Consider the following 17,207-nt stretch of genomic DNA (forward strand, 5'->3'; position numbering starts at 1 on the left):
TACTCTCTTACGGCAGCAGGCGACGGCGCGGCGGGGAGATGTTGGAGCCCGGCTCATAGGCCCCCGGACGACGGCGCGTCAGGGCCAGGGCGAAGCCCATGGTCAGGCCCATGGCCATCATCGACGAGCCGCCATAGCTGATGAAGGGTAGCGTCATGCCCTTGGTCGGGATCAGGTTCAGGTTCACCGCCACGTTGATGCAGGCCTGCAGCCCGATCAGCATGAACAGGCCCGCCGCCGCCGTCTGCTCGAACGGGTCGTTCAGCTTCATCGCCTTCTTCATCCCGCGGATGACGATGAAGGCGTAGAGGCCGATCAGGATCAACGACAGGACCAGACCGAACTCCTCGGCGCCGACCGAATAGATGAAGTCAGTGTGCAGGTCGGGGACCGAGCGCTTCATCACGCCCTCACCGATGCCGCGCCCGACCAGACCGCCCGCGCGGATGGCCTCGGACGCCTTGTCGATCTGATGGGTGTCGGTCGTCTCGGGCGACAGGAAGCGGCTGAGGCGGTCGCGCATGTGGCTGAAGGTGAAATAGAGCGACACCACCCCGCCGGCGCCCATGGCGGCGATGACGGCCACCCATTTCAGCGGCACCCCAGCCATGAAGAAGACGGCCATGAAGGTGGTGGTGATCAGCAGGGTCTGGCCGATGTCCGGCTGGATCAGCAGCAGGCCGACCGTCAGGGCCCAGAAGCCGAAGGCGATGCTGACGCCCGGCACCCCCTGCCCTTTCTGGGCCTCGGCGAACATCCAGGCGGCGAAGACGATGAGGCCCGGCTTGGCGAACTCGGACGGCTGAAGGCTGAACGGGCCCAGGTTCACCCAGCGCGCGGCGCCCTTCACCGTGTCGCCTATGAAGGGCAGAGCCGCCATGACGACGATGGCCCCGAACAGGGCCAGGACCGCGATCCGCCGGACCCCGCGCGGCGACAGCAGCGAAGTGGTCAGCATCAGGGTCGTACCCATGCCGGCCCAGACGATCATCCGCCACGAATAGTGGAAGGGATCGGTGATGGATTCATCGGCCAGGATGGCTGCGGGGCTGGAGGCGAAGCTGAGCGACACGCCCAGCGCCACCAGGGTCAGGGCCGCGCCCAGCAGGCCGCGATCCACGGTCCAGAACCAGCGCGCGATCAGGCTCTGATCGTTGCGCGAAAAGGGGTGGCTGTAGCTCTGGCTCATGCGGCGGGCTCCGCTTTCGCGCCCAGCGACAGGACGGCGGCGCGGAAGGCTTCGCCTCGCACCTCGAAGTCGGGGAACTGGTCGAAACTGGCGCAGGCGGGCGACAGCAGAACGACCTGCTCGCCCTCGGCCTTGGCGGCGTCGGCGGCGGCCAGTTCGACGGCGCGCTCCATCGTGTGGGCCACGACGTGGGGGGTGTCGGCCAAGGTGACGGCAAAGGCGTCGGCGGCCTCGCCGATCAGATAGGCCTTGGTCACGCGGGGGAAGAGGTCGCGCAAGCTGTCGATGCCGCCCTCCTTGGCCTTGCCGCCCGCGATCCAGAAGACGGAGGGGTAGGAGGCCAGGGCCTGACGCGCGGCGTCGGCGTTGGTGCCCTTGGAGTCATTGATGAAGCGCACGCCGCCGAGACGGCCCACGGCCTCCATGCGGTGCGCCAGACCGGGGAAGCTCAGCAGACCCTCGACCGCCGCCTCATGCGACACGCCGAGCGCGCGGGCCGCCGCATAGGCGAAGGCGGCGTTCTGGGCGTTGTGACGTCCCGGCAGCGAGCGGGCGGCGGAAAGGTTAGCGACAAGCTGACCGTTGAGGCTCAGCAGTCCGGGGGCCGCCTCAATGCCGTCATTCCGGGGCGGCGCAGCCGAACCCGGAACCCAGGCCTCGGCGACAGGCTCAGCCGCCTGGGTCCCGGGCTCCGAACGCTGCGCATCCGGCCCCGGGATGACGGAGAGGGTGGAAACCGTGCAGACGCGTCGCCCCTGCGTGCGCAGGTCGTTTGCAATCCCCTGCCCCCAGGCCTCGTCCACGCCGACCAGAGCCAACGCCTCAGGCCCCTGCGCCTGGAAGATGCGTTGCTTGGCGGCGACATAGCCTTCCATGCCGCCGTGGCGGTCCAGATGGTCGGGGCTGATGTTGGTCAGGATGGCCACGTCGGGGGCGAAGCTCGTCGTCAGGTCCAGCTGATAGGACGAGACCTCGATGACATAGACGGCGTCCTGCGTCGGCGCCGGCAGGGCCAGAACGCCGATGCCGATGTTGCCGCCGATGTGGACGGTCAGCCCCGCCGACTTCAGCACCCAGCCGATCAGGGCCGTGGTCGTGGACTTGCCGTTGGTGCCGGTGATGGCGACGACACGGGGGCACCGCCCCTCAGGCAAGGCGTGAAGGGCGCGAGCGAACAGCTCGACGTCCCCGATGACCGGCACGCCCGCCGCATGGGCGCGCTCGACGGTCCAGTGCGGCTTTGGGTGGGTCAGCGGCGCGCCCGGCGACAGGACCAGGGCGGCGAAGCCCGACCAGTCGGCGCGGGTCAGGTCCTCGACCAGGAAGCCCTCGGCCTCGGCCTGCATCCGGCCCGAGACGCCGTCGTCCCACAGGACCGGGACGGCGCCGCCGGCCTGAAGCGCGCGTGCGGCGGTGATCCCGGATCGGCCCAGGCCGAAGACCGCGACCCGCCTGCCCTCGAAGCCGGGAACCGGGATCATGGGATCAGCGCAGCTTCAGCGTGGCCAGACCGAGCAGCGCCAGCATGGCGGCGACGATCCAGAAACGGATGACGACGGTCGATTCCGGCCAGCCCATCTTCTCGAAATGGTGGTGGATGGGCGCCATCAGGAAGATGCGCTTTCCGGTCAGCTTGAAGTAGCCGACCTGGATCATGACCGAGGCCGCCTCGACCACGAACAGGCCGCCGACGATGCCCAGCACCAGCTCGTGCTTGGTGGCCACGGCGATGGAGCCGAGCGCGCCGCCAAGGGCCAGCGAGCCGGTGTCACCCATGAAGATCTTGGCCGGGGGGGCGTTGTACCAGAGGAAGCCCATGCCGCCGCCGATCATGGCGGCGCAGAAGATGGCCAGCTCGCCCGAACCGGGCACATGGTGGACCTGAAGATACTCGGCGAAGACGAAGTTGCCGACCAGATAGGAGATGATGCCAAAGGCGCCCGCCGCCATCATCACCGGCACGATGGCCAGGCCGTCCAGACCGTCGGTCAGGTTCACGGCGTTGGAGAAGCCGATGATGGTGAAGGCGGCGAAGGCCACATAGAACCAGCCGATGTTCAGCAGGATGGCCTTCAGGAAGGGGAAGGCGATCGAGGTTTCCAGCCCCGGCGAGGTCGGGGAATAGGTCATCCAGACCACGGTCAGCACGCCCGCGATCACGGCCACGACCGCCTGAGCCGCCAGCTTCTGTTTGGATGTCAGGCCCGCCGAGGTCTGCTTGGTCACCTTGGCGTAGTCGTCGATGAAGCCCAGCACCCCGAAGGCCGCCGTCACGCCTGAGACGATCCAGATGTAGGGGTTGGTCAGGTCGCCCCAGAGGAAGACCGCGACGCCGATGCCCGCCAGGATCATCAGGCCGCCCATGGTCGGTGTGCCGACCTTGGACAGGTGCGAAACCGGGCCGTCCTCGCGGATCGGCTGACCCCGGCCCTGCTTGGCGCGAATCCAGTTGATGAAGCGGCTGCCCATGGCGACCGCGACGATCATGGCCGTCGCCATGGCCAGGGCGACGCGCACCGTCTGATACTGGATCAGGTGCAGCAGCGGATATTCCTGCGCGATGTCCGCGTAATAGAGATAGAGCAGGTAGAACATTCTTTAGACCCTATCGCGTCGCGCGCGGCGCGCCGCTGTCTGAGGGGTTGTTGCCTTGATCGGCGGCGCCGAGTTTTGCAAGCGCGGCCGCGACCAGCGCGGCTCGCGACCCGTTCGATCCCTTGACCATGACCACGTCGCCGGGCTGGACCAGGCTGGCGGCCTCGGCGGCCAGTTCGGCGGCGGTTTCGCGCCACTGGCCCCGCAGCGACGGCGGCAGGATGTCGTAAAGCTGGCGCATCTGCGGGCCCGCCGTGTGCACGACGTCCAGCCCCGCCGCCGCAATGGCCGGGGCCAGACCTTCATGGAGGGCGCGGCTGTGGTCGCCCAGCTCCAGCATGTCGCTCAGGACGACGACGCGGCGACCGCCCTGCCCGACCGGCTTGGCGCCGAGACTGACGAAGCCCGCCTTCATCGACAGGGGATTGGCGTTGTAGCTCTCGTCGATCAGGGTGAAGGCGCCGCCGGGGATGGCGACTGTCTTCATCTGCCCGCGTCCGGCCAGAGGCTGGAAGCCAGCCAAAGCCTGCAAGGCGGTGTCCAACGACACGTCCAGCGCCTGCAGCATCAGGATGACGCACAGGCTGTTCAGGCCCCAGTGCACGCCCGACTGGGCCAGTCGATATTCGATGCGCAGGCCATCCAGTTCGGCGACGACCGTCGCCCCCTCGCTGTCGGGCGTGAAGTTCAGCAGGCGGGCGTCGCAGCCCGGCTCGCGGCCGAAGGTGCGGACCACGGCCCCGGCGTCCAGCGCGCCTTGGCGCACGATGTCGGCGTGGGCGTCGGCGGCGTTGACCACGGCGATCCCACCGGGGATCAGGCCCTGGAAGATAGCCGCCTTCTCGCGCGCCACGCCCGCCTCGCCGTCGGCGAAGGCTTCAATGTGGACCGGGCCGACCGTGGTGACGCAGGCGGCGTGGGGGCGGACGAAGGCCGACAGCGGCCCGATCTCGCCCGGATGGTTCATGCCGATCTCGAACACAGCGCGGTCGGTGCCGTGCGGCATCCGCGCCAGGGTCAACGGCACGCCGATGTGGTTGTTGTAGCTCTTGATCGAGGCGTGGCTGGACCCGGCCAGATCGAGACCGGCCTTGATCGCCTGGGTCACGCTGGTCTTGCCGACGCTGCCGGTGACGGCGCCGCGCAGACGGGCGCGATCGCGCGCGGCGACGCCCATGGCCTCCAGCCCCTTCAGGGTGTCGGGGACCTGGACATAGGGCCCGCCCTCGACCGGGCGGTCGACCAGAGCGACCGTGGCGCCGGCGGCGAAGGCGGCGGCGGCGAACTCATGCCCGTCGCGCGCGCCGTGCAGGGCCAGGAAGAGGCCGCCCGGCTGGATTTCACGGCTGTTGTAGGTCAGGCCCGCGACGTCAGCGTCGGGTCCGTGGAGCTGGCCGCCGGTCGCCGAGGCGATGGCTTCGGCGGTCCAGAGCGGCGTGTGGGTGTCAGGCATGATCGCGCAGGGCTTCAGTCGCTTCGGTGGCGTCGTCGAAGGGATGCACGACCCCGGCGACGATCTGTCCCTGTTCATGCCCTTTTCCGGCGATCACCACCACATCTCCTTCGCGCATCAGCGATACGGCGTGGCGGATGGCTTCGCGGCGGTCGCCGATCTCGAGCGCATCGGGGCAGCCGGCGCGGACGTGGGCGCGGATGGTCGCGGGGTCCTCCGAGCGCGGATTGTCGTCGGTGACGATGGCCACGTCGGCCAGACGACCGGCGATCTCGCCCATCATCGGCCGCTTGGCGCGGTCGCGGTCGCCGCCGGCGCCGAAGACGACGATCAGGCGGCCCGTCGCGTGGGGACGAAGCGCGTTCAGCACCGTCTCCAGACCGTCCGGCGTGTGGGCGTAGTCGACATAGACCTCGCCGCCACGCGAGCCTTCGCCAGGGATGCGTTGCAGACGGCCTTGGGCGCCGCGAATGAACGCCATGGCCGGGATGACCCGGTCGGGATCTTCGCCGCCCGCGATGCACAGGCCCGCCGCGACAAGCGCGTTCGAGGCCTGGAAGCCGCCGGCCAGAGGCAGCAGGACGTCGTGGATACGACCGCGCGCGTCGATGGTCAGGCGCTGGCCTTCCGGCGTGGCCCGGCGCGCCAGCAACGACAGGTCGCGCCCGCGCTCGCCCACGCCCATGACGCCCAGTCCGGCCATGATCGAAGCCGAGGCGAAGGCCGAATAGGCGTCGGAGTCGGCGTTCAGGACGGCGGTGCGGCCGCGCGGCAGCAAGGCTTCGAACAGGCGCAGCTTGGCGGCGCGGTACTCGGCCATGGTGCCGTGATAGTCGAGATGGTCCTGGGTCAGGTTGGTGAAGCCCGCAGCGCGGATGGCCACCCCGTCCAGACGACGCTGCTCGATGCCGTGCGACGAGGCCTCGAGCGCGAGATGGGTCACCTCCTTGGCGGCCAGTTCGGCCAGCAGGCGGGCGGCATCGGCGGCGTCGGGGCTGGTCAGACCGGGGCCGGTCAGGGCGTAGGTCTTGTCGCCCTTCTGACCGACCACGCCCAGCGTGCCCATGCTGGCCGACTTGTGGCCGAGGCCGGCCCAGATCTGGCGGCAGAAGTTGGCGACCGAGGTCTTGCCGTTGGTGCCGGTGATGGCGACGCAGGTCTTGGGCTGTGCGCCGTAGAAGCTGCGTGCGGCAAGCGCATAGGCTCGGTGCACGTCACCCGAGGTGACTAGCAGGGGCGCGGCGCCGGCCGGGGTGTCGGACGGGGCCAGAATGGCGGCGGCGCCCCGAGCCAGGGCTTGCGGGATAAAGGCGCGGCCGTCCGCCGCCGAGCCCGGCAGGGCGACGAACAGGGCGCCCGGCGCGACCTTGCGGCTGTCGGACGTCACCGAGGTGATCTCGGGGTCCGAGCTGACGTCGCGACGCAGCAGTTCAGAAAGACGAAGCGCGCTCATCGGCCGTCGCCCTCGACGTCCTGGAACTCGGGGATCTTTTCGCCCAGAGCGGTGGACCAGCGGTCGGCCTTGCGCTCGACGCCGAGGAAAGGCGCGATGCGGTCGGCGATCTTGCCGACGGCGGGCGCGGCGACATAGCCGCCGGTGCGCGGATAGGAGGACGGCTCGTCCACCAGAACGAAGATCGTATAGCGCTTGGCCGTCACCGGACCGTCGGCGGGGAAGACGGCGGCGAAGGAGCCGACGGCGTGGGTCGGATCATAGCGGCCGTTGACCAGCTTGTTGGCCGAACCCGTCTTGCCGCCGACCCGCAGGCCAGGGGCGTCAGCGAAGCGGCCCGAACCGCGCGTCACGTTGCGGCGCATCAAGTCCAGCATGGTGGCCGAGGTCTCGGGCGAGACGACCTGACGCGTGCGGGCGTTGGGCAGACCGCCCTTGCGCAGGGTCAGGGGCACATAGCGCCCGCCGTTGGCCAGCGAGGCGTAGGCGGCCACGTACTGGATCGGCGTGACCATGATGCCGTAGCCGAAGGACAGCGAGGCCAGGGTGCTGTCGTCCCACTTGCGCACGTGTGACGGACGGGCCGATTCCTTCAACTCGATCGGCGCGGCGTCCAACAGGCCCAGCCGCTGGAAGTAGTCGCGCATCACGTCGCCGCCCATTTCGACGGCCAGACGCGAGGTGCCGATATTGGACGAGTGCAGATAGACTTCCTCCAGCGTCAGCACCTTGTTGGTGGCGTGGAAGTCCTTGATGCGGCGCTTGCCGATCTGCAGGGCCTGGGAGGCGTCGAACAGGGTGTTCATGTCGGCGCGGCCCGTGTCGATGCCGGCGGCGACAGTGAAGCTCTTGAACACCGAACCCATTTCATAGTGGCCCGAGGTGACGCGGTTCAGCGTCGCCTCTTCCGGCGCGCTGTTGCGGCGGTTGGCGTCGTAGGTCGGCCAGCTGGCCATGGCCAGGACTTCGCCGGTCTGGACGTCGGTGACCACGGCGACCGCGCCCTTGGCCCCGGCGGCCTCGGCGGCGGCGGCCAGTTCATTCTCGACCACGCCCTGCACCCGCAGGTCGATCGACAGTTGGAAGTCCTCGCCGGCGGCACCCGCCGCGCGGATTTCCTGATTGAAGGCCAGTTCGGAGCCCGACACGCCCTCGCCGCCCGTGTCGGCGCGGCCGATCAGGTGGGCCGCCGAGGTGCCCAGAGGATAGACGCGACGATCCTCGGGCTCGAACGAGACGCCGCCCAGGGCCAGGGCGTGCACCGCGCCGCGCTCGGACGGGGTCAGGCCGTTCAGCACCAGCAGGCGACGCTCGCCGTCCAACACGCGATCCAGACGCTTGGCCGAGACGCGCGGCAGGGCGCGGCGCAGCTGGGCCTTGGCGGAAGCCGGGTCCCAGATCTCGCGCGGGTCGATATAGAGGCCGTAGTGAGTGATGTTGGTGGCCAGCAGCTGGCCGTTGCGATCCACCAGATCGGCGCGCGTCAGGGCGTTGGGGTTGAAGCCCACGCCCGAGCCGCCGCGCGGCGCGAACAGGGCGGCGTGGGCCGCGCCCAGAGCCAGGCAGGCGAAGACGGCCGAAAAGACCGCCAGGATCAGGAAGATGCGGACGCGGGTGTCTTCTTCCGGACGGCCGTCGGCGCGGGCGCGCTCGAACGAGTGCTCCAGCCACCAGACACAGTTGGCGACCCAGCGGCCCCAGGCGGCGAAAAGGCCGCCGACCGATGGGCCCTGCGGGCGCGGCTGCTGGCGGCCCGGCGCGGGGCGGCGATAGTCCATGCCGTGGTGATCATGCACGCTCAATGCAGGCTCTCCCCGGCGACGGGTTCAACAGCGGGCGCGGCGGCGACCGCAGGTGGCGGGGCGATGGCGGGCAGACCGGTCTCGACCGCCTGCTTCTTCACGTCGACGGGACCGAGGCCGATTTCACGCGACAAGGCCTCCAGCCGCGCGGGCTGCTCCAGCCGGGTCGCCTCGGCGCGCAGCAGGCGGACGCGCTCGCGGTTCTCGCGGATATCGCCCTCGATGCGGCTGATCTCGGCGCTTTCGCGAGCGGCGGCGGCCTTGGCGATGTAGACCGAGAAGACCAAGGCGGCGACGCAGACCACGCCGATGATCTCGACGCAGCGCACGCCGCGGACCTTCCAGTCGAACAGGCGCTTCACCGGAACGGGAACGGCGATCATGACCGCTTCCCTCCAATCGCGCCCCAGGCCGGAGCCTCGGTGCGGACGGCGGCGCGCAGCCGGGCCGAGCGGGCGCGAGGGTTGGCGGCCAGTTCGGCCTCGCCGGCCTCACGCGCGCCCTTGAACATCAGGTCGAAGCTGGGCTTGCGGGTTTCGACCGCGACCGGGGCGTGACGCGAACCGCCCGGCGCGTTGCCGGTGCGCTCGGTCAGGAAAGCTTTGACGATGCGGTCTTCCAGCGAGTGGAAGGTGACGACGACCAGACGCCCGCCGGGCGCCAGAGTCGCCTCGGCCGCTTCCAGACCGCGCTCTAGCTGGCCCAGCTCGTCGTTGACGGCGATGCGCAGGGCCTGGAAGACGCGGGTCGCGGGATGGATCGGCGCGCCGCGACGACCGCCCAGAGCCTTTTCAACCACCTCCGCCAGATCCAGGGTGCGGCTGAAGGGCTGCTCGAGGCGGCGGCGCAGGATGGCGGTCGCCACCCGGCCCGACTGACGCTCGTCGCCGTACTGCTTGAAGATATGGGCCAGCGGCCCGTGATCCCAGGTGTTGACGATGTCGGCGGCGGTCGGCCCCGTATCGCCCATGCGCATGTCCAGCGGCCCGTCACGCATGAAGGAGAAGCCGCGCTCGACCTGATCCAGCTGCATCGACGAGACGCCGATGTCGAAGACCGCGCCGTTCAGCTGCGCCTTGCCGCTCTCGGCGAAAGCTTCAGCCAGACCGGCGAAAGGCGTGCGGATCAGCTGGAACTGGCCGGAATAGGCGGCGGCGACCGCGTCCGCGTGCGGCTGGACGGTCGGATCACGGTCCAGACCGATAACCTGAGCGCCGCGTTCCAAAATGGCGCGGGTGTAGCCGCCAGCGCCGAAGGTGGCGTCGATGACGACGTCGCCGGGCTGCGGATTCAGGGTTTCGAGGACTTCGGCCAGCAGGACGGGGGCGTGTGGAGACGTCATGCCGCGCCCCCGGCCTTCACCGCCGAAGCCTGACGGCGCATTTCACCGAACTGTTTCAGGCCTTCACGCGCCATGCGGCGTTGCTCGGCGCGGTGCGCGGCCCACTTGTCCTTGTTCCAGATCTGGAAGCGCTCGCCGACGCCGTAGATGACGACCGTGTCCGACAGGTCGACCTCGGCGCACAGGTGCTCCGGCAGGGTGATGCGGCCCGCCGAGTCATAGGACAGCGGCTTCTGCTCGCCGAAGATCGAGGCTTCCAGCGCCGAACGATAGGGATCGCCGAAGGGCAGGCTTTCGATGACGGCGCGGTATTCGGCGAACAGCTTGTCGCCGCCCGCTTCCAGGCAGTCGGCTTCGATGGAGGGGAAGCAGAAGACGCCGTGTTCAGCGCCGTTTTCAGCCGTGCGGAATTCCTGAGGGATCAGGAGACGGCGCTTGCCGTCCAGCTGCTTCTCATAGGTCGAGAGAAACACGCCCTGCCCCAATCGAGCCCCTCGGCCCGCCCCTGAAATCCGTTGATGACACCACGCGTCGGGCGACAGCCCCTACTCATGAGGTTGTGGGATAGCATGGGATCAGATGGGTCTCAATGGGATTAGTTGACACCCTTTAACCAAATTTGCAGTTCGCCGAACCTGAAACCAAGTGTAAAATGAGAACATACAAGCAACATCAAGAGTATTCACAGCCTGTGGACGGCTTTTTCCGCCATGTTTTCAACGCAGGGGTTAATGGCGAGCCCTGAAGGCAACGGTTCGTCCCTTCTCCCGATGGGAGAAGGTGGTCCGCAGGACCGGATGAGGGTTGCTCGGGCGCCGTCGGCGTGAGCCGTCGCGCTGCGGCTTCCGCCGACTGACAGCGCGGCCCCTCACCCTTTCGCCTTGCGGATCGCTTCGCTCTCCGAGGCTCAAGCCCTCTCCCGCCGGGAGAGGGAGAAGCTGAACGGGCCTCAAGTAGGCCGAAGGCCGGTAGGCCCAAACAAAAACGCCAGACGGCCTGTAAGCCGGGTTCTGTTCCGCCCGAAAGCGGCGACGATCATTCCTCTGGACCGCCCATTGCTGAGCGGTTCTCGCGACCTACCCGGACGTCTCGGGCGGTGAACCCTGCGGCCGAAACCGCGCGACGTCCCTATTCGGTCTTGCTCCAGGCGGGGCTTGCCATGCCGCCGACGTTGCCGCCGACGCGGTGGGCTCTTACCCCACCCTTTCACCCTTCCCCGGGCCGGAGCCCAGGCGGTTTGCTTTCTGTGGCGCTGTCCCTCGGGTCGCCCCGGGCGGGAGTTACCCGCCGCCTCTTCACCGTGGAGCCCGGACTTTCCTCGACAAGAGCAAGCTCTCGCCGCGACCGCCCGGCCGTCTGGCGGGGGCTAAGTGCGCGCGAACGGCCCGCGCGTCAATCCAGAACGCCGGTAACGCTCTCGGCCGAGGCCAACTGAAGCAGGCCCACCAGGCGGGCGCGGGTCTCGCCGTCGGCGATCCCGTCGATACGGTCGGGCCGCCAGTGACGCTGGAAAGCCTCGACGGTCAGGCGGGTTTCGTCGTCGTAGTCGCCGCCCGGCTTCAGACCGTAACCCAGCCGGTGCAGGCCCGAGCGCAGGACGATGACGCCCAGCCCCTCGTCGCCCGGCGACAGGTCGGCGCCCAGGGCGGCGACGCGCTCGGGCGCGGGATCGAACCACAGACCATGCCCGGCCTCGGCCAGACGTTTCCATGGAAACAGCTCGCCCGGGTCCTGCTTGCGGTCCGGCGCCGTGTCGGAATGGCCGATGATACGGGCGTCGGGAATGGTCCAGCGCGAGCGAATGTCAGCGACCAGTTCGATCACCGCCGCAATCTGGGCTTCCGGGAAGGCGCGATAGCCGAACTCATGGCCCGGATTGACGATCTCAATGCCGATCGAGGCGGCGTTGACGTCGGTTTCGCCCTGCCAGACGCCCCGACCGGCGTGCCAGGCGCGGCGCTCCTCCGGCACGAGCCGCAGAATAACGCCGTTTTCATTCACGACGTAATGGGCCGAGACCTCGGCGACCGGATCGCGCAGCCGAGCGACGGCTTCGTCCGCCGTCTGCATCCCGGTGTAGTGCAGGACCAGCATGTCCGGCGGGCCGCGCCGGGCGTTGAAGTTGGGCGACGGGGCGTCGATGAAGTTCAGCATGGCGCCCGATCAGCGCCCTTCGCGTTCCCAGCCATAAGCGACCCAGGTGTCGCCGACCTTCTGGGCGTCGATCACGCCCTCGTCACGACGGGCCGTGGCGGCGCGGGCGCGCCGGGCGCGGAAGGCGAAGCCGGCGAAGAAGACCACCACGCCGGCGATCAGGGCGATCACCGCCACGGCGGCTGCGGTCAGGACGGCCAGGACTGCGCCAACGGTCACGGCCAAGGCCGTGGCGATCAGACCGCCGAGCCAGACGAAGGGCGCCAGCAAGCCGCCGCCGGTGCGACGTCGGGCGTTGAGGCCGATCTGAACAAAGGGGTCGGACTGGATCATGGAACTGCCTTTCGCGGCGCGCCGATGAAGGAACGCCTGAAACCCAATGTCGGTCCATCGACCTGAACGGTCAATGGACTGCGACATCACGCATCAGTCAGGATTTTCGCCATCAAAATGCCGGCTGGTCGGCCAGCACCACCGCGCCGCGGCTGCGCAGGCGCTCGGCCTCGACCCGATTCAGCATGGCCTGGGCCGCCGGATCGCCCATGACGCGCCCGACCGAGATCATGGCGTCAGCCGCTTGGCCCGAAGCGCCGAAGGCGCTGGCCAGTGCCTCCCACGGCGACTGCGGCGTGGGGAATCGCTTGAAGCGGACCGACTCGCTGGTCGGGATATTGGCCAGCTTGCGAGCCTTGATGATGGCCTCGTTCAAACCGCCCAGTTCATCGACCAGACCCAGGCCCTTGGCCTGGGCCCCGGTCCAGACGCGGCCCCTGGCGATTTCGCGCACCCGCTCGACGGGCAACTTGCGACCGATCGAGACGCGGGCGACGAATTCCTCGTAGGTCCGATCCATCGAGGCGGCGAAGGCGGCGCGCTGGCCCTGATCAAAGCCCTGCACCGGCGAGAAGGCGTCGGCGTAGTCGCCGCCGACCGACAGGCCGCGCATGTCGAGACCGAAACGGCCCAGGGCGTCGGCCAGCACGAACTTGCCGCCGAAGACGCCGATGGAGCCGGTCAGGGTCGAGGGCTGGGCGACGATCCAGTCGGCTTCCGAACTGATCCAGTAGCCGCCCGAGGCGGCATAGGCGCCCATGGACACCACCACCGGCTTGCCCGCCGCCCTGGCTGCGCGCACGGCGGCCAGGATCTGTTCGGACGCCTCAGGCGAGCCGCCCGGCGACGAGACACGGAAGACGATAGCCTTCACCGCCTTGTCCTCGATGGCGTCGTAGATGGCCCTGGCCGTGTCGTCCGAGCGGATGTCCGAGCCCGAGCCGAAGGGCGAGGCGCTCTGGCCGCGCCCGGTCGTGATGGCGCCCTCGCCGCCCACGATGGCGATGGCCGACTTGCCCGAGCCGTTACGCGCGCCCTGCAACGCGGCATAGTCGCCGAACTTGATAATCTTGGCGTCCTTGCCAGCCTTGGCCTTGGCGGCGGCTTCGGCTTCCTCGACCTGCCCGATCTTGTCGACCAGCTTCAGCGACAGGGCCTGTTCGGCGGAATAGGGACCGGCCTCGATGGTCGCCTTCAGCGCCTCGGGCGTGGCCTTGCGGTCGCGCGCCACATTGGCCAGGGCGCTGTCGTAGATGGAGGTCATCCAGGCCGTCATCGCCTCGCGGTGCGGGCCGGTGTAGTCGCTCTGCGTGTATTCGTTGACGGCGTTCTTGTACTCGTAACGCTGCTCGAACTCGGGCTTGACGCCGTATTTCTGGAAGGCGCGCCCCAGGAACAGGCTGTCGCTGGACAGGCCGACCGCCTGGAAGCTGGCGGTGTTCTGCATCCACAGCTGGTCAGCGCTGGCCGCGACCATATAGCTGGACACCACCGCGCCGATCGGCATGAAGCCCTGGCTGTGGGCGATAACCGTCTTGCCCGAGGCGCGGAAGCGGTTGATCGCTTGACGCACCTCGTCAGCGGCGGCAGGGTTCATGCCGCCTTCCGGCGCGCGGACCAGCAGAACCTTGACGCTGTCGTCCTTCTCGGCCTGAGCCAGGGTGTCGACGATGTGGATCACCGACAGGCCCGAACCGCTGAAGGCGGCGAAAGGATTGGTCGGCTGCTGGTCGGTCAGGCCCTCGCGCAGGTCCAGTTCCAGCACCGAATTGGCAGGCGTGGTCGGTTTGGAGGCGCCCGCGGCGGCGGCGAAGAACAGAAGCGCCGCGATCGGCAGGACGATGAAGAAGGCCACGAGCCCGGCGAAAACGCCGAGCATGGTCAGGAAGAACTGTTTCATGAAAAAGGCGGCCGTCCCGTCAGTGGCCACGCGCGGCCTGCCGCGAGCATAGGGCGCGTGCGGACAGCGTCAAATGAAGGCGCGGTAATGAAATGGGAAAAGGGCCCGCCGTCGCCGGCGAGCCCTCCCCGTCTGATCGCTCAGCCGATCAGCGGCCGATGTCGTAGGTTCCGCTGATGTCGATACGGACCGTCAGTTCGCCAGCCGAGACCGGGGTCGAGGCGCCGCCGGCGTCCATGGCCATGGCGCGAGCGTACATGGGACGCGGCGGCTCCGGCATATAGCCGCCGCCCTCGGTCAGGGTGCGGACCCCGCCCAACTGGACGCCCAGGGCCTGGGCGTAGAGACGCGCCTTGTCCTGCAGGGCGCGCACGGCCAGCTGACGGGCCTGGTCCTCGGCGGCCTTGGCGTCCTTCAGGCCAAAACTGATGCCGTCGATCTGGTTGACGCCCGCCGCGACCACGGCGTCGGCGGTCGTTCCGACCTTGGTCAGGTCGTTGATAACGACGGTGACGCGGTTCTGGGCCTGATAGCCGCGCAGCTTGGGCGGCTCGTTCTGCTGATAGTCGTACTGCGCCGACAGGTTCAGGCCCGAAGTCTGGATGTCGCGCTCAGCGATACCGGCGCGGCGCAGGGCGGCGACGACGCGCGTCATCTGCTGGGCGTTCTGGGTCATGGCTTCCTGGGCCGTGGCGGCCTCGGTGACGACGCCGAAGTTGATCGTGGCCTGATCCGGGGCGACCTTGACCTCGCCAAAGGCAGACAGGTTGAGGGCGGGTTGTTGCGCCATGGCGTGCACCTGCATCGGAGAAGCGCCCGTCTGGGCGGAGGCGATGGCGGGAACCGCCAGAGTCATCAGGGCCGTGCCCAGCATCAGGGCGCGTGCGGTGCGGGTCATCATAGTCTCCGTCGAAATCAATCGGCCAAGCGTCTTCGCCAGCCACGACCCTACCTTGGCCGTTTCAAGCTGAACGAACGCAAAAGACCCCCGTGCAGGTTCCGTTCATCAGCATGAAAAGCACGACAGGTCCGGGGCGGCTTTGCAGCGGACGCATCCCCTGCTAGGCACGTCCTCCCTGCTTCGGGGGCCTGTAGCTCAATGGTTAGAGCCGACCGCTCATAACGGTCTGGTTGGGGGTTCGAGTCCCTCCGGGCCTACCACTTTCTTGTCGCACAGCCGCCTGGGCCGCGCCTTCGGCCAGTCGGTGCAGCTCGCGGCCGGAACAGCGCGACCAGTCGACGCCCTCCAGCAGACGCTCCAGCGACACCTTAGGCATCATGCTCATGACGAGGTCGATCCGCCTCGCGTCATGCCTGCGACCAGGCCGATCAACAAACCCACGGCCAGAGCCCGGTTGCCGGGATCGCCGGCGCGAGCCTCTTCGACCTTCAGGGCCAATTCGCGATCCAGCCACGCCAGTTGCCGAGCGAAGTTCTCGTCCGCCTGCGATGCACTGCTCATCCCACTCTCCCGAAACAGCCCGCCGAGACAGGCATGAAGGAAGCTACGCACGGCTCGTGACACTCTCAAGTCAATTGTTCGCTCTTTGTTCTATTTTCTCGATCCGCAGCGCCCGCCCCTTTGTACAGCAAGGCCGCAGCCTATATGGCGGTCTCGAGAAGGAGAGCCGCCATGTCCTATGTCGCCCGCGACGACCGCCCCGCCGACAAGGCCGAACGCTACGCCGAAGTCGAGGCCGAGATTCTGGCGGTGCTGGATGGCGAACCGAACCGGACAGCACGGATGGCGACCGTGGCCTCGATGCTGGCTGACGCCTTTCCCGTCTTCTTCTGGACCGGCTTCTACGTCGTGGACGAGGCCAAGCCCGAGGAACTTGTGGTCGGCCCCTATCAGGGAACGCTGGGCTGCCTGCGCATTCCCTTCGGGCGCGGCGTCTGCGGCGCGGCGGCGCGCGACCGGCTGACCCAGGTGGTCGAAGACGTCCACGCCTTCCCCGGCCACATCGCCTGCGACAGCCGATCGGCCAGCGAGATCGTCGTACCGGTGCTGGACGCGGCGGGCGAGCTGATCGCCGTTCTGGACGTGGACGCAACCGAGAAGGCCGCCTTCGACGCCGTGGACGCCGCGGCGCTGGAACGTCTGATGGCCGGGGTCTTCACCGCATGAGGCGCGCCCGCAGCGTCCTCTACCTGCCCGCCTCCAACGCGCGCGCCGTAGAAAAGGCGCGCGGCCTGGGCTGCGACGTGGCGATTCTGGACCTCGAGGACGCGGTCGCCCCGGAAATGAAGGCAGAGGCCCGCGCGGCGGCGATCGTAGCAGCGCGCGAAGGCGGCTTCGGCCCGCGCCTCGGCGTGCGGATCAACGGCCTGGACACGGCCTGGGGAGCCGACGACCTGAAGGCCCTGCGGGATGCGCCTGTCGATCTGATCGTCGCGCCCAAGGTCGAGAGCGCGACCATGGTCCATGCCCTGTCGGCGGCGCTTCGCCCCGACGCAGATCTGTGGGCCATGATCGAGACGCCGCGCGCCCTGGTGGACCTGAAAGACATCGCCGAGGCGGACGGGGCGCTGAGCGGCCTGATGCTGGGCGTCAATGATCTGGCCAAGGATCTGAGGACGGGCGCCTCGGCGGACCGGGAGCCGCTGAAGCCCTGGCTGGCGGCGGTCGTGGCCCACGGCCGCGCCAATGGCCTGAGCGTCATCGACGGCGTGTTCAACCGCATCAAGGACGAGGCGGGGTTTGCGGCCGAGTGCGCGCAAGGCAGGTTGTACGGCTTCGACGGCAAGAGCCTGATCCACCCTTCGCAGATCGAGGGCGCCAACGCGGCGTTCGGTCCCTCGTCCGACGAGATCGAATGGGCGCGCAAGGTCGTCGCCGCCTTCGCCGCGCCCGAGGCCGCCGGGCTGGGCGTCATCCGCGTCGAGGGCGAGATGGTGGAGCGGCTGCACCTGCATCAGGCGCAGGATTTGCTGTCCGTCCTCTAACTTCCTTCTCCCCTTGAGGGAGAAGGAAGTGCGGGGTGGC

16 protein-coding genes, 1 tRNA gene and 1 other RNA gene are annotated in these 17,207 nt (G+C 68.6%); 3 read left to right on the top strand and 15 right to left on the bottom strand.

Annotated features, from left to right (window positions below; genetic code table 11):
* Positions 1–7 precede the first annotated feature (7 nt).
* The 14 genes from IFE19_RS11910 to IFE19_RS11975 all read right to left on the bottom strand — a co-directional run bounded on the left by IFE19_RS11910 (position 8) and on the right by IFE19_RS11975 (position 15,119).
* Positions 8–1,189, bottom strand: a complete 1,182-nt coding sequence (locus tag IFE19_RS11910) for an FtsW/RodA/SpoVE family cell cycle protein (RefSeq protein ID WP_207822589.1) — start codon at positions 1,187–1,189, stop codon at positions 8–10.
* Complete coding sequence (murD, locus tag IFE19_RS11915) at positions 1,186–2,670, bottom strand: UDP-N-acetylmuramoyl-L-alanine--D-glutamate ligase (RefSeq protein WP_207822591.1); 1,485 nt, start codon at positions 2,668–2,670, stop codon at positions 1,186–1,188. The genes IFE19_RS11910 and murD overlap by 4 nt, the downstream gene beginning before the upstream one ends.
* Positions 2,671–2,674: 4 nt before the next feature.
* On the bottom strand, positions 2,675–3,784 hold the full coding sequence (mraY, locus tag IFE19_RS11920; RefSeq protein WP_207822593.1) for a phospho-N-acetylmuramoyl-pentapeptide-transferase: 1,110 nt from the start codon (positions 3,782–3,784) through the stop codon (positions 2,675–2,677).
* Between the two features lie 10 nt (positions 3,785–3,794).
* A complete protein-coding gene (locus IFE19_RS11925; protein ID WP_207822595.1) occupies positions 3,795–5,237 on the bottom strand; it encodes a UDP-N-acetylmuramoyl-tripeptide--D-alanyl-D-alanine ligase in 1,443 nt (480 codons plus the stop codon).
* Entirely contained in the window at positions 5,230–6,690 is a 1,461-nt protein-coding gene (locus IFE19_RS11930; protein WP_207822598.1) for a UDP-N-acetylmuramoyl-L-alanyl-D-glutamate--2,6-diaminopimelate ligase, read from the bottom strand. Before IFE19_RS11930 ends, IFE19_RS11925 begins: the two co-directional genes overlap by 8 nt.
* The gene (locus tag IFE19_RS11935; RefSeq protein ID WP_225910500.1) at positions 6,687–8,468 is read right to left on the bottom strand and encodes a peptidoglycan D,D-transpeptidase FtsI family protein; all 1,782 of its coding nucleotides are present in this window, start codon (positions 8,466–8,468) and stop codon (positions 6,687–6,689) included. The genes IFE19_RS11930 and IFE19_RS11935 overlap by 4 nt, the downstream gene beginning before the upstream one ends.
* A 20-nt stretch (positions 8,469–8,488) precedes the next feature.
* On the bottom strand, positions 8,489–8,875 hold the full coding sequence (ftsL, locus tag IFE19_RS11940; RefSeq protein ID WP_207822601.1) for a cell division protein FtsL: 387 nt from the start codon (positions 8,873–8,875) through the stop codon (positions 8,489–8,491).
* Complete coding sequence (gene rsmH / locus IFE19_RS11945; protein ID WP_207822604.1) at positions 8,872–9,834, bottom strand: 16S rRNA (cytosine(1402)-N(4))-methyltransferase RsmH; 963 nt, start codon at positions 9,832–9,834, stop codon at positions 8,872–8,874. Before rsmH ends, ftsL begins: the two co-directional genes overlap by 4 nt.
* Positions 9,831–10,307 carry a division/cell wall cluster transcriptional repressor MraZ gene (locus tag IFE19_RS11950; RefSeq protein WP_207822606.1) on the bottom strand — a complete coding sequence of 159 codons (477 nt, stop codon included), beginning with the start codon at positions 10,305–10,307 and terminating at the stop codon, positions 9,831–9,833. Before IFE19_RS11950 ends, rsmH begins: the two co-directional genes overlap by 4 nt.
* A 510-nt stretch (positions 10,308–10,817) precedes the next feature.
* Positions 10,818–11,194, bottom strand: an RNA gene (gene rnpB, locus IFE19_RS11955) — RNase P RNA component class A.
* A gap of 32 nt (positions 11,195–11,226) precedes the next feature.
* Positions 11,227–11,988, bottom strand: coding sequence for a peptidoglycan recognition protein family protein (locus IFE19_RS11960; protein WP_207822608.1), 762 nt, complete (start codon positions 11,986–11,988; stop codon positions 11,227–11,229).
* A gap of 9 nt (positions 11,989–11,997) precedes the next feature.
* Positions 11,998–12,321, bottom strand: coding sequence for a hypothetical protein (locus tag IFE19_RS11965; RefSeq protein WP_225910261.1), 324 nt, complete (start codon positions 12,319–12,321; stop codon positions 11,998–12,000).
* A gap of 112 nt (positions 12,322–12,433) precedes the next feature.
* The gene (sppA, locus tag IFE19_RS11970) at positions 12,434–14,221 is read right to left on the bottom strand and encodes a signal peptide peptidase SppA (protein ID WP_207822612.1); all 1,788 of its coding nucleotides are present in this window, start codon (positions 14,219–14,221) and stop codon (positions 12,434–12,436) included.
* 148 nt (positions 14,222–14,369) lie between these two features.
* Positions 14,370–15,119 carry an SIMPL domain-containing protein gene (locus tag IFE19_RS11975; RefSeq protein ID WP_207822614.1) on the bottom strand — a complete coding sequence of 250 codons (750 nt, stop codon included), beginning with the start codon at positions 15,117–15,119 and terminating at the stop codon, positions 14,370–14,372.
* A 187-nt stretch (positions 15,120–15,306) separates the two neighbouring features.
* Between IFE19_RS11975 and IFE19_RS11980 the strand changes: the two genes are divergently transcribed.
* A tRNA-Ile gene (locus tag IFE19_RS11980) sits at positions 15,307–15,382 on the top strand.
* Positions 15,383–15,503: 121 nt separating this feature from the next.
* On the opposite strand, the gene IFE19_RS11985 is transcribed toward IFE19_RS11980, so the two are convergent.
* Positions 15,504–15,683: a hypothetical protein gene (locus tag IFE19_RS11985; protein ID WP_207822616.1), complete on the bottom strand. Its 180-nt coding sequence runs from the start codon at positions 15,681–15,683 to the stop codon at positions 15,504–15,506.
* Positions 15,684–15,854: 171 nt separating this feature from the next.
* On the opposite strand from IFE19_RS11985, the gene IFE19_RS11990 reads away from it, so the two are divergent.
* Positions 15,855–16,349 (top strand): GAF domain-containing protein, encoded by a 495-nt coding sequence (locus IFE19_RS11990; protein ID WP_207822618.1) that lies wholly within the window; start codon positions 15,855–15,857, stop codon positions 16,347–16,349.
* Positions 16,346–17,167 (top strand): HpcH/HpaI aldolase/citrate lyase family protein, encoded by an 822-nt coding sequence (locus IFE19_RS11995; RefSeq protein WP_207822620.1) that lies wholly within the window; start codon positions 16,346–16,348, stop codon positions 17,165–17,167. The genes IFE19_RS11990 and IFE19_RS11995 overlap by 4 nt, the downstream gene beginning before the upstream one ends.
* Positions 17,168–17,207: the final 40 nt, after the last annotated feature.

The sequence above is a fragment of the Brevundimonas pondensis genome, assembly GCF_017487345.1.
Classification (GTDB): Bacteria; Pseudomonadota; Alphaproteobacteria; order Caulobacterales; family Caulobacteraceae; genus Brevundimonas; species Brevundimonas pondensis.

What these genes read in the sequence shown, in the direction of transcription:
- IFE19_RS11910 (WP_207822589.1), bottom strand. Translation starts at nt 1,189, where the DNA reads ATGAGCCAGAGCTACAGCCACCCCTTTTCGCGCAACGATCAGAGCCTG.
- murD (WP_207822591.1), bottom strand. Translation starts at nt 2,670, where the DNA reads ATGATCCCGGTTCCCGGCTTCGAGGGCAGGCGGGTCGCGGTCTTCGGC.
- mraY (WP_207822593.1), bottom strand. Translation starts at nt 3,784, where the DNA reads ATGTTCTACCTGCTCTATCTCTATTACGCGGACATCGCGCAGGAATAT.
- IFE19_RS11925 (WP_207822595.1), bottom strand. Translation starts at nt 5,237, where the DNA reads ATGCCTGACACCCACACGCCGCTCTGGACCGCCGAAGCCATCGCCTCG.
- IFE19_RS11930 (WP_207822598.1), bottom strand. Translation starts at nt 6,690, where the DNA reads ATGAGCGCGCTTCGTCTTTCTGAACTGCTGCGTCGCGACGTCAGCTCG.
- IFE19_RS11935 (WP_225910500.1), bottom strand. Translation starts at nt 8,468, where the DNA reads ATGGACTATCGCCGCCCCGCGCCGGGCCGCCAGCAGCCGCGCCCGCAG.
- ftsL (WP_207822601.1), bottom strand. Translation starts at nt 8,875, where the DNA reads ATGATCGCCGTTCCCGTTCCGGTGAAGCGCCTGTTCGACTGGAAGGTC.
- rsmH (WP_207822604.1), bottom strand. Translation starts at nt 9,834, where the DNA reads ATGACGTCTCCACACGCCCCCGTCCTGCTGGCCGAAGTCCTCGAAACC.
- IFE19_RS11960 (WP_207822608.1), bottom strand. Translation starts at nt 11,988, where the DNA reads ATGCTGAACTTCATCGACGCCCCGTCGCCCAACTTCAACGCCCGGCGC.
- IFE19_RS11965 (WP_225910261.1), bottom strand. Translation starts at nt 12,321, where the DNA reads ATGATCCAGTCCGACCCCTTTGTTCAGATCGGCCTCAACGCCCGACGT.
- sppA (WP_207822612.1), bottom strand. Translation starts at nt 14,221, where the DNA reads ATGAAACAGTTCTTCCTGACCATGCTCGGCGTTTTCGCCGGGCTCGTG.
- IFE19_RS11975 (WP_207822614.1), bottom strand. Translation starts at nt 15,119, where the DNA reads ATGACCCGCACCGCACGCGCCCTGATGCTGGGCACGGCCCTGATGACT.
- IFE19_RS11985 (WP_207822616.1), bottom strand. Translation starts at nt 15,683, where the DNA reads ATGAGCAGTGCATCGCAGGCGGACGAGAACTTCGCTCGGCAACTGGCG.
- IFE19_RS11990 (WP_207822618.1), top strand. Translation starts at nt 15,855, where the DNA reads ATGTCCTATGTCGCCCGCGACGACCGCCCCGCCGACAAGGCCGAACGC.
- IFE19_RS11995 (WP_207822620.1), top strand. Translation starts at nt 16,346, where the DNA reads ATGAGGCGCGCCCGCAGCGTCCTCTACCTGCCCGCCTCCAACGCGCGC.